The organism is Algoriphagus persicinus (genome assembly GCF_035156415.1).
Lineage (GTDB): Bacteria > Bacteroidota > Bacteroidia > Cytophagales > Cyclobacteriaceae > Algoriphagus > Algoriphagus persicinus.
The window spans coordinates 78,988-98,925 of sequence record NZ_JAYEEY010000004.1 but is presented as its reverse complement, the minus strand read 5'-3'; the positions used below and the strand labels follow the sequence as shown (position 1 = coordinate 98,925).

13 protein-coding genes are annotated in these 19,938 nt (G+C 41.7%); 2 read left to right on the top strand and 11 right to left on the bottom strand.

Translation table 11 applies throughout. The annotated features are described in order from the left end of the window. Positions 1–9 precede the first annotated feature (9 nt). The 3 genes from priA to U3A58_RS04680 are packed head-to-tail and all read right to left on the bottom strand — an operon-like array spanning position 10 to position 5,594. Positions 10–2,529, bottom strand: a complete 2,520-nt coding sequence (priA, locus tag U3A58_RS04690; RefSeq protein ID WP_323822236.1) for a replication restart helicase PriA — start codon at positions 2,527–2,529, stop codon at positions 10–12. A gap of 3 nt (positions 2,530–2,532) precedes the next feature. Then, entirely contained in the window at positions 2,533–4,569 is a 2,037-nt protein-coding gene (locus tag U3A58_RS04685) for a thioredoxin domain-containing protein (RefSeq protein ID WP_323822235.1), read from the bottom strand. A 47-nt stretch (positions 4,570–4,616) separates the two neighbouring features. Beyond that, positions 4,617–5,594: a GSCFA domain-containing protein gene (locus tag U3A58_RS04680; protein ID WP_323822234.1), complete on the bottom strand. Its 978-nt coding sequence runs from the start codon at positions 5,592–5,594 to the stop codon at positions 4,617–4,619. Positions 5,595–5,904: 310 nt separating this feature from the next. Here U3A58_RS04680 and U3A58_RS04675 point away from each other — a divergent pair, with 310 nt between their 5' ends. Beyond that, positions 5,905–6,414 (top strand): RNA polymerase sigma factor, encoded by a 510-nt coding sequence (locus U3A58_RS04675; RefSeq protein ID WP_323822233.1) that lies wholly within the window; start codon positions 5,905–5,907, stop codon positions 6,412–6,414. Beyond that, positions 6,401–6,994, top strand: coding sequence for a hypothetical protein (locus U3A58_RS04670; RefSeq protein ID WP_323822232.1), 594 nt, complete (start codon positions 6,401–6,403; stop codon positions 6,992–6,994). The genes U3A58_RS04675 and U3A58_RS04670 overlap by 14 nt, the downstream gene beginning before the upstream one ends. A 34-nt stretch (positions 6,995–7,028) precedes the next feature. On the opposite strand, the gene U3A58_RS04665 is transcribed toward U3A58_RS04670, so the two are convergent. The 8 genes from U3A58_RS04665 to U3A58_RS04630 form a co-directional block, all read right to left on the bottom strand. Next, complete coding sequence (locus tag U3A58_RS04665; protein ID WP_323822231.1) at positions 7,029–7,778, bottom strand: DUF1835 domain-containing protein; 750 nt, start codon at positions 7,776–7,778, stop codon at positions 7,029–7,031. 7 nt (positions 7,779–7,785) lie between these two features. Next, complete coding sequence (locus U3A58_RS04660) at positions 7,786–8,202, bottom strand: DUF1801 domain-containing protein (protein WP_323822230.1); 417 nt, start codon at positions 8,200–8,202, stop codon at positions 7,786–7,788. Positions 8,203–8,215: 13 nt separating this feature from the next. Continuing rightward, on the bottom strand, positions 8,216–8,605 hold the full coding sequence (gloA2, locus tag U3A58_RS04655; RefSeq protein ID WP_323822229.1) for an SMU1112c/YaeR family gloxylase I-like metalloprotein: 390 nt from the start codon (positions 8,603–8,605) through the stop codon (positions 8,216–8,218). Positions 8,606–8,609: 4 nt separating this feature from the next. Beyond that, entirely contained in the window at positions 8,610–10,724 is a 2,115-nt protein-coding gene (locus U3A58_RS04650; protein ID WP_323822228.1) for a S9 family peptidase, read from the bottom strand. A gap of 151 nt (positions 10,725–10,875) precedes the next feature. Beyond that, positions 10,876–12,183, bottom strand: coding sequence for a D-alanyl-D-alanine carboxypeptidase (locus U3A58_RS04645; protein WP_323822227.1), 1,308 nt, complete (start codon positions 12,181–12,183; stop codon positions 10,876–10,878). A gap of 74 nt (positions 12,184–12,257) precedes the next feature. Next, positions 12,258–13,670 carry a SusD/RagB family nutrient-binding outer membrane lipoprotein gene (locus U3A58_RS04640; protein ID WP_323822226.1) on the bottom strand — a complete coding sequence of 471 codons (1,413 nt, stop codon included), beginning with the start codon at positions 13,668–13,670 and terminating at the stop codon, positions 12,258–12,260. A 19-nt stretch (positions 13,671–13,689) separates the two neighbouring features. Continuing rightward, positions 13,690–16,776, bottom strand: coding sequence for a SusC/RagA family TonB-linked outer membrane protein (locus tag U3A58_RS04635; RefSeq protein WP_323822225.1), 3,087 nt, complete (start codon positions 16,774–16,776; stop codon positions 13,690–13,692). 451 nt (positions 16,777–17,227) lie between these two features. After that, positions 17,228–19,471 (bottom strand): sodium-translocating pyrophosphatase, encoded by a 2,244-nt coding sequence (locus tag U3A58_RS04630; protein ID WP_323822224.1) that lies wholly within the window; start codon positions 19,469–19,471, stop codon positions 17,228–17,230. Between the last annotated feature and the right edge of the window lie 467 nt (positions 19,472–19,938).

Genomic DNA, 19,938 nt, shown 5'->3' with positions numbered 1-19,938 from the left:
AACCCAGAATCAACTAGGATCCACATCTACCACAAATCGCACGGATCGAAACTCAGGTCTGGATTTCAGTTCTTCGGTAATTTTCCATAGGTGTTCTTTAAAGATCACAGGTGTATTTCCAGACCGGTCTAATTTGATCAAACTCTCAAACTGATACTGGTTTTTAATTCTGGCGATGATACCTTTCTCGGGGCCAAGCACGATCTTTTTAATGGGAATCTCAGCCATGCCGTGATGAAGGTTTAGCGCAGCTTTTTCGGCTACTTTATAGTCTGCGTGTCTGGTGGTGATCTTCACCAGTTTCACAAAAGGTGGGTAGTAAAACTTCTTTCTGTCATGAATTTCATGATTGAAAAATTCAAAGTAATCTCCTTTGATCACCTGAGCGTAAAGCTGAATTTCTGGATCTCTCGTTTGCACGATGACATGTCCCTGTGCTTCTCGCCTTCCTGCTCGTCCTGCCACTTGGGTGATTTGCTGAAAGGCTCTTTCTCCGGCACGGAAATCCGGGAAGTTCATAATGCGGTCTCCATCCCAAATGCCTACCACAGTCACTTTGCCAAAATCCAATCCCTTTGTAATCATCTGTGTGCCTATCAGAATATCCAGATTTCCAGACCCAAATTCGTCTAGCAATCGCTGATAACCATGCTTGCTTCTGGTGGTGTCAAGATCCATTCGGCCAATCCTAGCTTCAGGGAAAAGTAAACTCAAAGTTTCCTCAATTCGCTCCGTTCCCATTCCCATGGTAGTCAGTTGTGTGCTGCCACAGGCAGGGCAGGAGCTAGGGACTTTTTCTTTGTATCCGCAATAATGACAGCGAAGCTCTTCGGAGAATTGATGGTAAGTGAGGCTGACATCGCACTGCACACATTGACCTGTCCAGCCGCAGTCCTCGCATTGGATGTAAGGAGAATATCCTCTTCGGTTTTGGAAAATCAAAACTTGCTCTTGCTTTCCCAATGCCTCTTGTATTTTCTCTCTTAAAATGCGGGTTGTGTCAAGTTTGACTAAATTTTTTCTTTTATCTGTTGCCAGATTTGCCAAATGAAAATTGGGCATGCTGGCATCTCCAAATCGATGAGTCATTTCCACATAACCAAATTTCCCCTGACTCGCATTGAAATAAGACTCAAATGATGGAGTAGCTGAGCCAAGTAGTGTCCTGGCTTGGTGAAAATAAGCAAGCATAATCGCAGAATCTCTTGCCTGAAATCTCGGTGCAGGATCAAATTGCTTGTAGCTGGATTCATGCTCTTCGTCCACGATGATCAGTCCCAGGCTATCAAAAGGCAAAAAGATGGAAGAGCGAACGCCCACGACAAAGGAAAATCTGCCGCTTAAGACTCCATTCCAAACTTCTACGCGCTCATTATCCGAATATTTTGAGTGGTACACACCCATTTGGCTTCCAAATACTTTCTTCAGGCGAGTTACTATTTGTGTGGTAAGGGCGATTTCAGGTAAAAGAAGTAAAACCTGCGAACCGCTAGCCAGCACTTCCTGGATCATCTGGATGTAAATCTCAGTTTTCCCACTGCCAGTCACCCCATGTAGCAAGACAGATTGCTTGCTTTCAAATTGATGCCTTATTTCCTCAAAAGCAGCTTGCTGGCTGGTGGAAAGAAAGAATGGTTCGGATTCTGGCTCCTCTTCTGCAAGTCTATTGACGACAACTTTGAAGGATTCAAAAACCCCATTCTTGATCAGGGTATTCAGCGAGCTCTCCGAATCTCCCGCTTCCAGTAAGGTAGCCTTGTCCACCCCTTTTTCGTTTGAATTTGGCTTTTGGAGAAATGGAACGTCTCGCAAATATTTCAATAGAATAGATTCCTGCTTTGTTTTCTTTGATAAGCTTTCGAACACTTCCTGTAATGCACTTTTGCTTTCAGCAATCTTAGGTGTCAGTCGAATTCTCGTCTCCACCTTTGGTGTGTATTTCTCTTGAACTTTCTCAAAAATCAAAATTGCCTCTTTCTTCACAAGGCTCTTCAGGATGGGATGAATACTTTTGATCGAAAGTACCTTTTCGCAGTCATCATAGGAAAGCTCAGACTTGCTTTCTAAAGCATCTAAGATCATGATCTCACGATCATCCAGTGGATAGTTACTTTGCTCCCTATCGAAATTGGGATTGAGCTGAACTTTGCTTTCGCTACTTAATCGTAAGCCGGAAGGTAAAGCTGCATGCATTACTTCCCCGATATGGCAGAAGTAATATTCAGCCATCCAAACCCAAAATCGAATCTGAAGCGGATTCACGCTAGGTGTATCATCCAACACTTCCAGAATTGGCTTAGCCTGATATGCCTGCGGAGGCTTATTGTGCACCTTCCCAATAATTCCAGTGAGGACTTTTTTCTTCCCAAACTGCACAATCACACGAGCGCCAAGATTAATCTCCCGCTGCATGGAATGCGGAATATAATAAGTGAACATGCGCGGGATCGGAACGGGCAGAATGATGTCCGCGAAATTATTTCCGCTTTCGGGTGGGAACAAATCTTGATCTGCAAACAGGCTTTCCAAGGATCAGGCTAAATAGGGGAGTTGTGAAATCGCTTCTTCATACTTAGCCACCGGCTTGCGGCAGGCACGGTCGAAGCAGACATAAATTAAGGCATTTCCGTCCGGATCGGGAGTTTTATCAGCAAGAATTGCGGCATTATCTGTCGGACTTTCGGAGAAGGCCAAAATCATGTTGGGCAAATAGTTTTGCTGAAATCCCCATGCCTTGGCCGATGCCCCATTTCCTGTAATGGCAATTTCTGCCGTAGGAACTAGCTTTTCCAAAAATAGACTTGCCCAATTGCACAGGAATCCAGGTTCTTTAAGGAGAAGTTCTTTCATGCCTCCTAGCATTTTCGAGGCGATTTCCGTGTATTTTTCTTCGTAGGTGAACAGCGAAAGGCGATGAAGGTTTCTTGCCATTATTGAATTGGAAGCAGGGATCACGTTATCGAAAAGCTCCTTCTTATTTGCGATCAGTTTCTCCCCTTTTGGATTGTTGAAAAAGAAAAATCCGTCTGATTCATCGTAAAACTCTGCGATACAAAAGTCTGTCAGAGACCTCGCAAAATCTAGCCATCGAGTATCTCCACCTGCTTCAAACGCCATCATGGACGCTCTGATCACGGCAGCATAATCTTCCAAGAAACCTGGAGTATAAGCCTTTCCGTTTTTGTAGGCACGGTGTAGTACTCCATCTATTAGCAGTTTATTCTGAAGGAATTCGAGATTTCTGATCGCCAAATCCAGCATGCTTTTTTCGCCGGTAGCATAATATGCTTGAATTAATCCAGCACTCATCAGACCGTTCCAGCCGCTAAGAATTTTATCGTCTTTCCCAGGATAAATTCGTTGATTTCTAACTTCGAGAAGCTGGGCTTTCGCAGCCTTCAATTTGGCACGAAACTCTTCCATTCTCATTCTAAATTCTTCAGCAATTTCTTCCTCACGTGAAGTTTGAAATAAAATATTGACTCCATCCTCCCAGTTTCCTCCCGGCTTTAGATTGTACAATTTGCTTAGCCAAGGCATTTCATCCGGAATTAATTCTATCAATTCTTCGTAGGTCCAGACGTAGAATTTGCCTTCAACACCTTCCGAATCAGCATCTTGAGCAGCATGAAATCCCCCTTCTCCATTCCCCATTTCAGCTTCGAGCCACGCGACTGTTTCAGTGATTTTTTCTTTGAAGAAATCATCTTTGCTGACTTGGAAAGCTTTTGAATACAATTCTAGCAGCTGTCCATTGTCATAAAGCATTTTTTCGAAGTGCGGAGCAAACCACTCTCCATCCACGGAATAGCGCGCAAAACCGCCCCGCAACTGATCGTAGATTCCACCCATTCCGATTTTACGAAGAGTAAAGAGTACCTCTGTAAGAAGTTTGTCGTCCCGACGAAGCACTCCATAATCCAGTAGGAAACTCCAGATTGTGGGCATTGGGAACTTGGGCACACGGTTCATTCCACCCCATTCCCGATCAAGCTGCGAGGTTATTTTAGCGACGATTTCTGCGAGTTCATCTGGGTCGAGTTCTTGGTCACTAGCTGAAATTCCGTATTTCTCTGTTTCTTTTCTGTTTAGACTAGTGCCAAACCCCTCCGCACTCTCAGCCAGTTGATCTTCGTGTTTTTCAAATGCATCAGCAATGTTTGCCAACAGTCCTTTCCATTGCTGGTTTGGGAAATAGGTACCCCCGTAAAAAGGTTTCTGATTTGGCATCAGAAAGACATTCAATGGCCAACCTCCTTGTAATCCCATTGCCTGCACCGCGTCCATGTAAATATTGTCAATGTCTGGACGTTCTTCCCGGTCGATTTTGATACAGACAAAATGTGAATTCATCAGCTTGGCCGTGTCTTCGTCTTCAAAACTTTCATGCTCCATCACGTGACACCAGTGACAGGCCGAATAGCCTATGGAAACCAAAATGGGTTTGTTCTCGCTTTTTGATTTGTCCAAAGCTTCAGGCCCCCAAGGCATCCAGTCCACTGGATTGTGGGCATGTTGGAGTAGGTAAGGGGATTGGCTTTCAGAAAGTTTATTGGTGTATGGAGACATAGAAGAGTTTGAGCTTGTCACATTAAGTGAAGTCGACGTGTTAAAAGTTAAAGGTTGGAAAGTTGAGTCTTTGTGAATTCAATCTCCTTTAAAAAATCAAATTCAGTATTTAATCGTTCCAGCTTTTGGAGTAGATTCTGTAAAAATTTTCGATGAGCCTCACTTTTAGGATTGAGTGGATGATGGGAAAGTTCTAGTCGTATTTTTTGAATTTGGTCGACCTTTGCTTTCGTTTCTGAAGTGAAATGCGTGGCAATCCACTTCTCCCAAATGTAATTTTCTGCTACTTCCGAGGGATGGATTAAATCTGCCTTGTAGAATCGATAATCCCGTAGCTCATCCATCATGATTTCATATGCAGGAAAGTAACTGACTTCCGAAAATCTATTTTCAAGAGTTGCGCAAAGCACGCGTAGAAGACTTTTACTTAGTTGATTTTCGGGAATTCCATCTTTCGTATGGCGAACTGGACTGACTGTCAAAATGATTTTCAATTGAGGATAAGCTCTTGAGATATTGCCAAAAACATGGCCTAAATGTGAGACCATTTCTTCCAGTGGGACTAGTCTTTTCAGAAACAGCTTTTGGGGAAGTTTATGGCAATTTGCTACCCTGCCGAAGTCCTGGGTTTCGTAAATCCAGGACGTGCCAAAGGTCAGTATTAGATGCGTCCCTGTTTCCAGATATTTCTTGATCTCGGCGAGTTGGAGAGCATAGTTCTTTTTCAATTGCTCTATGGAATTTCCGTGGAGGTCGGAATGTGCTCCCAGATAAAAGTGCATTCCGTCCCACTCTATCAGACCATTTTCCTCCAACTTATCCTGGAAGATCGCATGATCTAGTAGATCACCCAAAATCATGGGATGAAAAATCGTCCCGAAAGGATTGACTAGGCAGTCAAATTTGGTATCAAACAACTTTTGCCCTATCGTCTGCGCAAAGCAGGATCCCAAACTTAGGATTTTACTTTGATGTGAAATAGGAAAGGGTGATTCAGGAATTGTAAAAGGCGTGGACCACTGCATAACACGAAAATAAGAAATTGTGATGGATTTCGGATTTCTACCGCAGAGTGCGCAGAGTGTCTTGCAGAGAGCTTACAGGATTATTTTGGCTTTTAGCTGTAGTAGTTGTCCTGCTTCTCCAGAAGCTGGACTTTATTTCTATTATCCTAATTTTGATCACATCAAAAACAGTTGGGAACCTATGATTTTATGCCAGTATTCGTGTCTCACGAACAATTCTTTGCAAACTATTTTATTATTTTCTGAAAATTTTTCAACAAGTCTGTGATTTTTCCCGAAGATCAGAGACTAATGGAGTAAATGAAATCAAATGAGTAAAGAGGAAGAGTTCGTCAATCTAATACAGCAAAATCAGGGACTGATCTATAAGATCGCGACGATTTATGCGAAGGAAAAAGCCGAGCAGGATGATTTGTATCAAGAGATCGTGTACCAGACGTGGAAGTCTTTTGATCATTTCAAAAAAGCTTCCAAACCGAGCACTTGGCTCTATAGAGTAGGAATGAACACGGCTATTACTCATTTGAATAAGTCCAAAAAGCAATTGAACACGCTGCCTTTTGATCAGGTGACTATTCAGTTTTCTGAATCAATCGATTCAGAGAAAGAGGAGAAAATCCAATTGCTCTATGCTCAAATTAGAAAATTGAACCTGCTTGACCGTGGAATTATCTTTCTGTTTTTGGAAGAAAAAACCTACGAGGAAATCGCCGAGATATCCGGAATCTCTGTGAGTAATGTGGGGACAAGAATGTCTAGAATAAGGCAAAAATTAAAATCAGAAATGAATCCTAAATCTACTACAGATGGAACTCGATGAAATGAAATCCCTTTGGGCTGACCTCAGCCTGCAGGTGGAAAAACAAGATAAAATTCAAAAAGAACTTCTTATGGAAATCACCAAGCAAAAATTCAGAAGCAGGCTTAATCGTGTCAGGATTCCTGAAATCCTAGGGTCTATCGTATGTGTGGGCTATGCCATGTACTTTCTGTCTCAGTTTTCGAATTTCAATCTTTGGTACAATCAGATTTTTGCCTTGCTTAATATTTTCATCATGATTGCACTTCCCGCAGCAAGTTTATCTGCAATAAAGGGAATGCGGAGTTTGAGATTAGACTCTGAATCCCAAGTTTCAATCTTGGATAAGTTTACAAAGAGCAAGATTCGATTTTGGAAGGTGCAGCGATATGGGATGGTTTTTGGAGGAGTAATAATGATTACTATTCTGCCTCCTTTAGCTGAATTGAATGGTTCAATAGAAAAGATTTCAAATCCTATGTTCTGGGTTATTTTCATTCCTGCCGGGCTTTTATTTATGTACTTGCTTAGCCGTTATGCATACAAAAAGTATAAGGGAGCTATTGATTCTTCAGAGAAAATGCTGCAAGAATTAACGTAAAAAAAAGAGGCTGTTTAGAGCAGCCCCTTTTATCTTAATTTTCCGATTCTTCTTTTTTCAATTCTTCCCAAAGTCGTTTGACTTGCAAATCTCCATAGCCATAAATGGCGTATTTGATATTAAATGCTCTGAAGATTTTACCGAAGTCGTCTGTGCCTAATTGAGCAGCTATTTCTTTAAGTGCAGCTTTTGGCTTGCCTGGATAGTCGCCGTGCGGTAAGGAATCTTTCCATGCTAGTACGGCAGGATATAGAAAAGGGAGTTCAGGACTGGTTTGCCTTGAAAGCGTGAGTGCCTCAGAAATATCAGGTTTTTGATAGAGTTCCCACATATCACTTAATATATGTCTTTCGTTTGCAGTCAGCAGTTTTGCATCTCGAAACGCCTGTTCCAGCCGCAACTCGTTCATCCCTCCAAATCCCTCGATTAGATCGGTGGTGGGTGCTACTAAGTAAACGGAGCCTTTGTGCTTTTTGAGCAGATTGGTGACAAACCAGAGATTCACCTGACAAAAAAGATCATGCTCAAACCAGAGATAGACTTTAGTTTCCGTTGAAGCAGTCAGGATTTTTTCAAATTCAGGGACTACTTTAGAGAAATAATCCTCTTCCGATGCTGCAGGGTAAGTTGTAGAGAGGTACTTATTTCTGATCACCCAGAGCTCTTCGATAGAATGTGCACTTACAGGGCCATCCACTAGGCATTCCCGCACAACTGCATATTCGCCAGGTATGCTGGCCGGAAGTGAAGATGCTAAAGAATCACCATTTAAAACATGAAGCATAATATTGTTATTGGTTTTTTGTTCGGATTAAATTTATGGAAGTATGGATCATTTCCCTAAAAACCTCTTCATTAACATCAGACATTTTATTGATATAAATGCATCCTTTGGCCTTTTTATGTTTACCCAGTTTCGCTAGAAAAGGTTCCAGATCTTCCTTTCCTAACATAATGTAGATAGATAAAGATTGTTTCCTAGGGGAATAGCCTACGGGAGGCCAGTCTATTTCTTTGCCTGAATTGTTTTTGTATTTGAAGCTGCCAAAGCCAATAATACTTGATCCCCACATTACGGGTTTTTCTCCGGTTTCCTCTTTAAAAAGTTGTAAAAGCTTCAGCCCGTCTGCCTTTCGAACAGGATGTTCTATTGCGTTAAGAAAGTCTTCAACTGATGCATCTGTTGCTTTGGTTTTTGGTTCTGACATGTTTTCTGTTTCCTTAAACCTCGTAAAATTCAATCGGTAAATCATCTGGATCAGCGATAAAAGCGAATCGCTTTCCTGTAAATTCATCTATTCTGATAGGTTCCACGACAACTTGATGCTCTTTTAGATGCACAACGCATTCATCTAAATTTTTCACTGCAAACGCCAAATGCCTTAATCCAGTTGCTTCTGGTCTGGATACTCGATCCGGGGGAAAAGGAAACGAAAATAGTTCAATGATATAATTACCATTGAGGCTAAGGTCCAGTTTGTATGAGTCTCTTTCCTTGCGATATACTTCTCTTACTATTTCAAGACCAAGAATTTCAGTGTAGAACTTTTTTGAGCGCTCATAGTCTTTGCATATGATAGCAATATGATGGATGTGTTTTAATTGTATCATTAATTTAGTCCATCAGGTGTTTTTTCAAGAAATCTGCTGTCGCCTGATCTACTCTGATCATATTTGACCACTTCATCCAGTGATGTGTGTCACCGGGAATTAGGATGGCTTTATAAGGCTTACCTAGCTCTTCAAATCTTCGGATCAAATCAGCGGTTTGACTCACGGGTACATTTCGGTCGTCGTCTGCATGAATAAAAAGCACTGGCGAAGTCCAGGTGGCTAAATCAGCCATTGGTGAAGATTCCCAGGCTATTTTCTTTGCCTTGTCTAAATCAGCGGCGACCTCATAAGTCTCTGGCAGATCATATCTCCCATCCAAATCGTGGACACCATGAATATCCACGCCGACTTTGAATAAATCAGAATCTCTCGCCAATGCCAAAGCAGTCAAATAGCCTCCATAGCTACCGCCATAAATCCCGATTTTATCACCATCGACTTGAGACAATGCAGCCAGAAACTCCCCACCCGCTTTGATGTCCTGATATTCTACTGCGCCTTGGTAGTACCCATTGGCAGGTCGATGGAATTCATAGCCATAACCTATGCCCAAACGATAATTCACCGATAAAACAACAAAACCGAGTTCGGCCAAATACTGATTAATAGCATAGGTGTTTGAGTAATAATCCATATAGCTCCATCCCAACAGCATTTGTCGCTGTGGACCACCATGAGCGAAAATAACTCCTGGTTTTTTGCCTCCAACACCTTCTTTTTCAAATAACTGTCCATAGACCATGGTGCCATCTGGTGCGGTAAACTTTACTTGTTTTGGAATAATAAGGGAGGACTGAGGGAAATCTACAGGAATGATTGATTCTTGTAAAAGTGTAGTAGATGTGCCGTCATTCAATGCGATCAAATGGGAGCGTTGCGCAGTTGCACTGAAATAAGCTTTTTTACCTGTGTTCCCAACCCAAACAGGATAGGCTTCTATGCCATCCCCACTTGTTTCCCAAGTTAATTCTGAACTGGAAATATCGATTGATCCGATATGCCTGCGATCTAAGTCTTCTGGTTCAGCACCCGTATTTCCTGAGAATATGAGCTTAGACTTATCAGAATTTATCTTGACCTGCTCTACCATGTAGTCGCCTGGAGTCAGTAAAGTAGTTTTACCGGACTCTACTTCAAGAGAATACAAATGCTGCCACCCGTCTTCATACGACTGGAAAATCAAATTGCCAGCTGCACTGAACGAGAAAAATGGATAGGAATAAGAACCTCTAAGTGTTTCCGGCGCTTTCAAAAGTTTTTTTGATTCTCCAGAAGATGCATCCGCAATCCAGATTTCCCAGGGCGTGTGCCTAGGTTCTAATAGATCTAAAATTGCCCCTTTTCCCCCTTGAAGTCTGATAAAAGCCAGTTTTTCACTATCAGGTGACCATTGGGGAAGTACATCGCGATGAAAGGAAGGCGACATCCATTGAATGGGCGTGGCATCATCCTGGTAGATACCTACCAATGAATGGGATCCTCGATTGGATACAAATGCCAGCTTTGTCCCATCGGGAGAATAGTGTGCGTAGTTGACGTTTCCTTTTACTTCAAAAAGTTGAGTTGGTTTAGAGGTTGTTTCCAAATCCATCGTCCAGACTTGCCCCCCTTGGAGGTAGGCCAAATGATGAGGAAATCCGACAAAAGGATCATCTGCTTCCGTAAGGGCTACCACTGTCCCATCTTCAAGGTTGATTTTCCAGATTTCCACTTTTGGAAGTTTAGGGAGATTCTGAGCATTGACAGTGGAGGAGGAATTGCCACCTCCGTGATCTCCTCCGCGCACAAAAATCACCCAATTGCCATCGGGAGTGAATTGCAAACTGCTGATTTCCTGTCCATCGTCCTCGTTGAATTCGGTCAGTTTTTTAGGATCAAAAGCTGGACCTTCCGCAAAATAGATATTCCGCTTTCCCTGCTCATTCATTGCCCAAGCTATTTTCTCACCAGTAGGAGAGGAAGTCAATTCAGAGGGAAAGCTGAATTTGCCAACTTGCTCCATGGAAAAGGACTGGGAGTAAAGCCTAGCAGGTAGGAAGTAAAAGGTAACGAGTAGAACTAGTAGTAGGTAAATTGGGAGGCGGGAGTGCGCCTTTTTTGGGTTGAAAAAGCTCATAGTTTATGATTTTCTTGATGAAGGCGGTTGTTTTGTTCGAATTGTTGCACTTGCTGGCTTAATTGGTAATTGGCTGTTGTTTAGGGAAAGGTGATTAGGGTCAGATAAGATGACTTGGGTTTTTTCAGATTTATTCTCTCTTAGTCTTAAGTTAATACTTGTCGTGAATGTAATACAGCACTTTTGTCAACTCGGTTTTTAGCTCAGAACCAGAGATCGTATAATTATTCATCAAGCAAGAAAAGTGGAGGATTTTTCCGCTTTTAGTAAGCAAGTAGCCACTGAGAGCATTACTCATAGATAACGTGCCAGTTTTGGCATAGATGTATGGCGGTTGACCTTCATCGGATGGATACCAATTTCTAATGGTACCCGATTCACCACCTGCCGGGAAATAGGCTTTGATTTTTTCTAACGGCACTTCCGTTCTGATCTTGCCCAGTAAAGCGATGATGCTTCTTGGTGTAAACATGTTTTTGGCAGAAAGACCCGAGCCGTCCACCCAAATTGGCTCATCAGGCAAGTCTGAAAGCAAGTTTTCTTTTGCATAAGCAATCGCATCGGAAGTACTGAGTTTGTTATCCAATTGATCGGACACCAATAGTAAAAGTTGCTCAGCGAGGAAATTGTCGGAGATTTTCATCATCTGGGAATAGATGCTGTCAGCTGCGGCAGTGAGTAGTTTTTTAGGTTGCTCAGTGAGGTATTTCTGGTTTCTTATAACTAGTATTTCTTTCCCAATTTCTGCTGATAGCATTTGGGAAGCAAAATCTGCTGATGTTATGAAAGGGATATCCGTTTCAAATTTTTTTTCAGTGGCTTCAGAGGTCACGAAATAGGTAAAGTTGTTTTCCAGATGATCTCTTCGAAAGCTGGAGCTCGCATTGCCTCGGGGTTCGGTAAGTTGCATAGATGATTCGAAGCTAGAGGGATAGATCGTGAAAGTCGAGTCTCCCTCATTTTTAGCAAAGCGCACTATGTCGCCATAGACCGGCAAAGCAGATCGCTCCGCCGCGTAGTAGGAATTATACCAATCCCATGACCAGCCAGGCCCGAAAGCATCTACTTGATCAAAATTATCGAGTAAATACAGCTTTTTATCCGTGCTTTTTAGAAACTCGATTGCCTTGGTATTTTTTAAATCGGGGTGCAGCAAACTCGGATCGCCTGTCCCCCAGAAAATAAGGGAATCGCCTTTTTCCAGGTAGTTTAGCCCATTCACCAAGCTATCACCTAAGACAGTATAAGAAGTATAAAAGGTAAATAGCTTAGTATTGGATGCAGGGATAAAGTATTTGTCTGAATTTATTTCCACCAGCACTTTGTCTTTCACTGGATCTACCAACATAAAACCTAAATGGCCCTTGTCGAAGACATCTGATTTGGTGAGGGATTTGTTGATATGCTGAACGGTGCAGGAACTTAAGGCAATTATGCAGGCTAAAAGAATTTTTTTCATAGTGGTTGTTTTACTCAATTTAAACAAAAAAAGTCTCCTGCTTCTAACAGGAGACTTTCTTACGGAGGGTTAGTCTATTGATCCCACCAGATTCTGTCAAGCAGTGAGACATTTGGCACATTTGTGCCGTTCCTACTGGTTTCACTATCAGGATAGGCAAGTCTTCTAATATATTCTCCACCAAGATTTGGATTGAGATTATCAGGTAAGGTCATGTTCTTGTAAGCGTAATCATATCTTCTGGCATCATTCCAAGTTTCAGGATGCAAAAACATTGCAACATATTTCTCTTTGAAAATATCATCAATTGTAAGAGCTGCTGCTCCCATGCTGACACTTGGATGGGATAAATAAGCCTCTTTATCATCAGGCTCCACTTCAAGCATGTCCATATGGGCTTCGATTCCGTCAAGATATGCTTCATAAGCACGGGATTTGTCGGTGTCAAATGCTGCCTCTGCTTCGATAAATTTTAATTCAGCATACGTAGCAACTAATAAAGGGGCTTGTCTCTCGGTATAGAATAAACCTTCTACCAGAGTAGATCTAGCTCCCTGTTCAGGCGCATTTCCACGTCCAGCTCCATTGACAGTTCCAATAAATTCGCCATCGTCTGTAGTTCCTACCATCAAGGCAAGTCTTGGATCTACTGTAGGATATGAAGTTCCATCCAAGGCTTCGATAAACTGTTCTGAGATCCAGCCAGTCAGCAATAAGTTGGCATTGTTGATAGCATCCTGAGCCCAAGGGTTAAATCGCTGCTCAAAGAAAAATACCTGAGCATTTTCATTATTGGATGTGAAGCCTTGATCAGCTGTTGCCAACACATCTGCTGCGCTATATCCTGCGCCGCCTTTCATGTGTATCATATAGCGAGCTTTGAGCGTATAGGCAAACTTCATCCAAGAGTCAATATCTCCACCATAGATGAAGTCATCATCACCAATGGAAGATGTTGAGGTAGCTTGAAGGTTGGAAATCCCCTGATCCAAGAGACTCATTACGTTACTATATAGTACTTGATCATCATCATACGCAGGTGTTACTGTACTGAAGTTGAAGCTTTCAGAAAACGGTACATCTCCAAATAAATCAACTGTCATCCCAAGATTGAGTGCCATCAAAACTTGGCCTGCTCCAAGATATTGGAGTGCTCCCTCAGCTTCTGCTTTTTCATTCATGGTGTATAGGTCAGTCATTACATTGTAGAGGCTGAACCAAAGTGAGCTGAAATTAAGTGGATCCATCGTATCTGAGCCACTTGCAGGATTGGGAGATGCTAAATACTGTACGTAATTACTTACTGCACTTCCTTCACGGTACACATTCAAGCTAGTCTCATAGGTAATGTTGGTCATTAGCCCTGAGATAGGTGCATCTTGAGGATTGTTTGGGTTCTCATTTACATCTAAATAAGACTCACAGGCAGATGCCGAAAGAACTATAGATGCGCCCAATATTGCTTTTATTTTATTTTTCAATTTCATCTTTCAAGTCTTTTAGTAGTTAGAGTCCTAAGTTCAACGTAACGAAATAGCTTTGTACGCCAGGGAAACCTAACCCTGTGAATCCAACGGCATTACCGCCTGCACCCGCTGAGAAGGACTCAGGGTCAAATCCATCCCAAGGAGTTGAAAGGATGATGTTGTTTGCTGCCAATGATATTCTAGCAGTCCTAAATGGCGTTCTTTCAAGCAAAGATGGCTGCAAGCTGTAAGCCAAGGTGATATTTCGCAGCTTTATGAAGCTAGCATCATTCACGAAGTTTTCTGACACTCCCCTGTAGTGGTTTCTCCAATACCCGGCACCATAATTCACTCCGTCTGGGCCAACTCCTTGGCCAAGCCAGACTGCTTTAGTATTCTGAGAACCATCAGCAATTACACCTGGAAATACTATAGTTTCATTTCTTCTTTCTGAATCTTCTTGCTTCCCAAACGCTGAAAGAAAGTTGCCAAACTGGTCATATTGTTCCAAGCCAGATCTAAAGTCTATAAGAAATGAAAATTCCAGTCCATTGTAAGTGAATTGGTTTTTTAACCCACCAAATAGTTTTGGAACGGCATTACCGAGGATAATTTGATTTCCTGTTCTAACTGGAAAACCATTTGCTCCTATTAATTGTGGTAAGTCTCTATTCAAGGCATTTTCACCTTCTACCATATCTGGACGTACATAATGACTACCTGAAATGTTTCCATAAGCTTCACCTTCTCTTAGAATCATTGTAACTGTAGAGCCAACATAGCCAAATTGAGAACCAACTACGATCTGATCAATTCCTTCCCGGATTGATTTAACTTCATTTTTATTGGTAGTCAGGTTTGCGGATACATCCCAGCGGAAATTGCCTTTTTCGATTGGCGTTCCACCAAGTACGAATTCAAATCCTTTGTTTTCTATCTCACCAGCATTAGTGATGTATGAAGAAAACCCCGTAGCGTCGGAAATTGGTACTGGGATGATTTGATCTTTTGAATTGGACTTATAGTAAGTAATATCCATATTCAATTTATTATTAAAGAAGGCCAGTTGAGTACCAAATTCTACGGATGTCGTTGCCTCTGGCTTAAGAGCTGGATCACCAAAGGTTGAGTTTTTAGAGAAACCAACCTGACCGTTCAACGGGAATACCGAAGGTGAGACGAAAGTTGCTCCTAGAATATGCGGATTAGTATCCTTACCTACCTGTGCCCAGGAGGCTCTTAGTTTTCCAAAGGTAAACCAGGATGGCATTTCAAAATTTTCAGTAAAAACATAGCCCAGATTTACAGAAGGGTAAAAAAATGAGTTGTTTTCCTTAGGTAGAGTCGAGGAAATATCATTTCTACCTGTAATGTTTAAGAACAGGAAGTTTTTATAATCAACCATCAGATCACCATAGATTCCCACCAGCCTTCTGATACTTTTACCCTGACTGCCGAAAACCTGAGTGGTATTGCTGACATTATAAAATCCAGGGATTACGAAATCACTTCCTGAAAGTGAGATTCTATCGTACTTTCTTTCGAAGACATCATTTCCCACTCTTAACTGGGTATTCCAGCTTTCATTCCATTGTTTCTTCAAGGTTATATAAAAGTTGGAATTAAGGTCTTTACTGGTAATTCTAGTTTCTTCAATAAATCCAGTAGAACTTAACGCTTGCTCACCATCTATTCCCATTGGGCCAGGAGTTATCCCTGTACGGCTATCACTATAGAAGTCAGTTCCTAGACGATATGAAAACATTAACCAATTAGTCGGACTATAATTGAAATTAATGTTACCAATAATTCTGTTAACATCATCTTCATAGGTGGCAAATCTGGCGTCATAGATAGGGTTTGTGTTGCCATAGGTTTTCATTGTCCCATCTTCATTGATGTAATCAGTGACATCCGTAGACTCAGACCAATACATCATTCTTTCAAGAAATCTATCGTGAGGCACTCTGTTCCCACCAGAATTACTAAAGTTGATTGATCCTGAAAAGTTGAATTTTTCGCTTGCAGTAACAGTACCTGAAAGTTTTGCTGTAGTTCTTTCCCAGTTAGAGAAAGGGATAATTCCCTCTTGATCTAATCTACCAAATGAGCCATAAAAAGTTGCTTTATCATTGCCACCCGACACACTTAAGCTATTGTCAAAAGTTTTTCCAGTATTAAATGCATTATTCCAATTGTCCTGATAAACATAGGAAGGGTCATTTTCTTCCGCAATGTTAGCACCCCAAGACGGCCAGAAGCTACTGTCATTTCTTTCACCACTGAAACCCTGACCATACTCATCTTGTAAAGCAGGCATTTTGACAAGTTTGTCTATACCAAATGAACTTGAGAAATTCACTTGGACTTGCCCTGCCTTTCCTTTTTTAGTAGTGATGATGACTGCGCCGTTTGCTGCGCGTACTCCATAGAGTGCAGTCGCTGCAGCACCTTTCAAAACAGACATCGATTCAATATCATTTGGATTGATATCTGCAATTCTGTTAGTCATTCCTCTAGGGGTGCCAGAAGATTCCACTGTGGAGTTGTCCACTGGTACACCATCTACTACGAATAGCGGCTGATTGTCAGCACTAGGATCGAGAGAGTTGATCCCTCGTATAATGATTCGTGCAGATTGCCCGGGAGCACCTCCTGAATTTGTCACTTGGACACCTGCTACCTGACCTTGCAGTGCATTTACTATGTTTGGCTGACGAGAAGTAGTGATGGCCTCCGAATCTATACTTTGAGCCGCATATCCCAGAGATTTTTTCTCCTGAGATATACCAAATGCTGTTACGATAAATTCATCTAGATCAGATGCAGCGGTAGCCAAAACCACATCTAGTGTGATTGCAGACCCTACAGCTAGACTTTTAGAATCAAAGCCTATAAAAGAGAAAACCAACACTGCATCTGCATTTGGTACATCGATGGTATAAAAGCCATCAATATCTGTGACAGTGCCGGTATTGGTACCTTGGATCAGAACACTTGCCCCAGGAAGTGGTCCTCCATCTTCTTGGGCAGTTACTTTTCCTTGGACAGTCTGCTGGGCGTAGAGTGGTACACTAGCCAGAAACCCCAAGAGAAAAAGCAATGTCATTGCGTAGTTTTTCTTCATGTGTCTGTTGTTTTTAGATTTTTAAATTGGTTTTAAGTTTTTTCTTGCAATTCCTTGCATGAATCTCTGCAAGATGGTAAAGCAAGAAGTTCGATGGTAAAAAGATACGATTCATTTTAAGTAGTTGAAATAAAGCTTATTATAGATTTTACTGGTGTAGGTCTTAGTTTATACCTTTTTTATCAAAATGTGCCGAAATCAAACAGATTAAGATATTTAATATTGCCATCGATTGATAAATTAAGGATTAATGATCATTTATTTTAATTTTACAGACTTGATTTTTAACAAAATGGCAATATTTTATTTCAATTCAAATAATATTTGTTCTTGCGTGTTTTTGCAGTATTATATTTTGGATACATGCAAGAGTTAGCTAAAAGACTATAGATCAGATAAAAAAAAAGACTGCCTAGCATGAGGCAGTCTATTAATAAGAGGAGTATTTCTGTTAATTCACTTTCTTAATTTCTGTGATTGTTTCAGTCACTACTTTTTTCCCGTCTTCGTATATTATTTCCTTTTTGATCTCTACTTTCTCTGACATTGCAGCTGTTTGAGACCTTTGGCTGATGTGGGGCGCGATAATCAACGCTACGATAGACATCAATTTGATCAGTATATTCATAGAAGGCCCTGAAGTGTCTTTGAAAGGATCACCTACCGTATCACCGGTCACTGAAGCTTTGTGCGGCTCAGATTTCTTATAATACATCTCACCATCGATCTCTACACCTTTTTCAAAAGACTTCTTTGCATTATCCCATGCTCCACCAGCATTAGACTGGAACATGCCCATTAATACGCCAGATACAGTCACGCCTGCCAATAATCCGCCTAGCATTTCTGCAGAAGAAACTTGCTCAAATACACCTTGGAAACCAAAACCTACCAAAAGAGGAGTGATCAAGGCAATAGCCCCTGGAAGTAGCATCTCTCGAAGAGAAGCTTTCGTAGAGATCTCCACGCACTTATCGTACTCAGGCTTGGCTTTATATTCCATGATACCTGGGATTTCTCTGAATTGGCGCCTCACTTCATTTACCATATCCATGGCCGCTCTTCCTACTGCTGCTATAGCTAGGGAAGAGAAAATATATGGAATCATACCACCGACAAATAAAGCGGCTAGCACGGGTGCTTTGAAAATATCAATTGCATCTATTCCAGCTACGCCCACAAAAGCAGCAAATAGTGCCAAAGATGTCAATGCCGCTGAGGCAATAGCGAAACCTTTACCAGAAGCAGCGGTAGTATTACCCACTGCATCCAAAATATCAGTACGATCTCTTACCTCCACAGGAAGCTGGCTCATCTCCGCGATCCCACCGGCATTATCTGCGATAGGACCAAAAGCATCAATAGCAAGCTGCATAGCAGTCGTCGCCATCATGCCAGCTGCCGCTATAGCTACTCCGTAAAGCCCTGCCAATGCATAAGATCCCATGATACCACCTGCCAAAACAAGAATTGGGAGGACTGTGGATTCCATTCCTACAGCCAGGCCGGCAATAATGTTTGTAGCATGCCCAGTTGCTGACTGTTTGATAATTGATTGTACTGGGCGTTTGCCCATAGCTGTATAATATTCCGTGATGATACTCATCAGCGTTCCTACTACTAGACCAAGAATAATGGCATAGAACACATCCATATTAGTGAAGTCATAACCTCGTATCGACAAGGTCTCTGGTAGCATGTATTTCACTACAAAGAATGAAGCGATGCCTGTGAATACAATGGAAGACCAGTTACCCATATTCAAGGCGTGCTGTACGTCACCTTTATCATTTTTGATGGTTACGAAGAACATTCCCATAATAGAGAATACGATCCCTAATCCTGCTAGTACCATTGGAAGTAGGATAGGGGCGATCCCTCCGAAATTATCTACTGAAACAATCTCTCGTCCCAACACCATCGTAGCAAGGATAGTGGCTACATAAGAACCAAATAAATCAGCACCCATTCCTGCTACATCGCCTACGTTGTCGCCCACGTTATCTGCAATTGTTGCGGGATTTCTTACATCATCTTCAGGAATTCCAGCCTCTACTTTGCCTACCAAATCAGCTCCCACATCGGCAGCTTTAGTATAGATTCCTCCGCCTACACGTGCGAAAAGCGCTATAGACTCTGCTCCAAGGGAGAATCCTGCAAGTACTTCTAGCGCTTTTTCCATCTCCACTCCATTCACTCCGGCTCCGACAACACGCTGCACATATATATGGTAGAAAAGAATAAACAAGGAACCTAATCCCAATACTGCCAAGCCTGCTACTCCAAGCCCCATTACGGAGCCACCGGTAAAGGATACTTTAAGGGCATGTTTCAAGCTAGTTCTGGCTGCCTGGGTGGTCCGGACATTCGCTTTAGTAGCGATATTCATACCTATATATCCAGCGAAAGCGGAAAATACCGCTCCTATCAGAAAGGAAATAGCGATAACAGGGCTGGAGGTCTCTACAGCCATTCCTGACCATGCTAACAATATGACAGCAATGACAGCAAAATAAGAAAGCACTTTCCATTCAGCTTTTAAGAATGCCATGGCACCGTCGGCTATATAGCCGGCCAGTTCCATCATGTTTTTGTCACCGGTTTCCTGCTTGGTTACCCAGGCAGATTTAATGGCCATCACGATCAGGCCCACCAGTCCCAACGCGGGGACTACATAAATTATAGCTTGTTCCATAAAGTATATCTTACAGTTATTTTTGAAATTGTTAATTGAGCAAATATATAACTTCTCCATTACCGACCAATTGCAGATTATTATGGTTTAAATCGCTGTTTTTTCAAAATTTATTAATAATTGTGCAATGAAACACTCATTTGATTTCAGTCTCTAAGTAAAATGGCTAGAATTTATAGAAATTTAGTAAAAGCAAGAAATGTCTGAGTTGTCCAAATTTTTTAAGTTTTTGGTGATTAATATCGGGGTGCAAGCGTAGTGTTTCATCTGTTTATAATTTGTCTTTTAAAGGCCATATGGAATCTCGCATGGTAGATAATTATCTCAGTATGTGTCGCTTGAGTCATGCTCGATTTCAAGCGAAAAATCTGGAAGATTATATTTGTCTCTCCGTGTAAAAAATTTAAATGACTACGATTCAAGTGTTTAAAGCTGGAATAGTGAATATAAATAGTAAATTAGTTTTC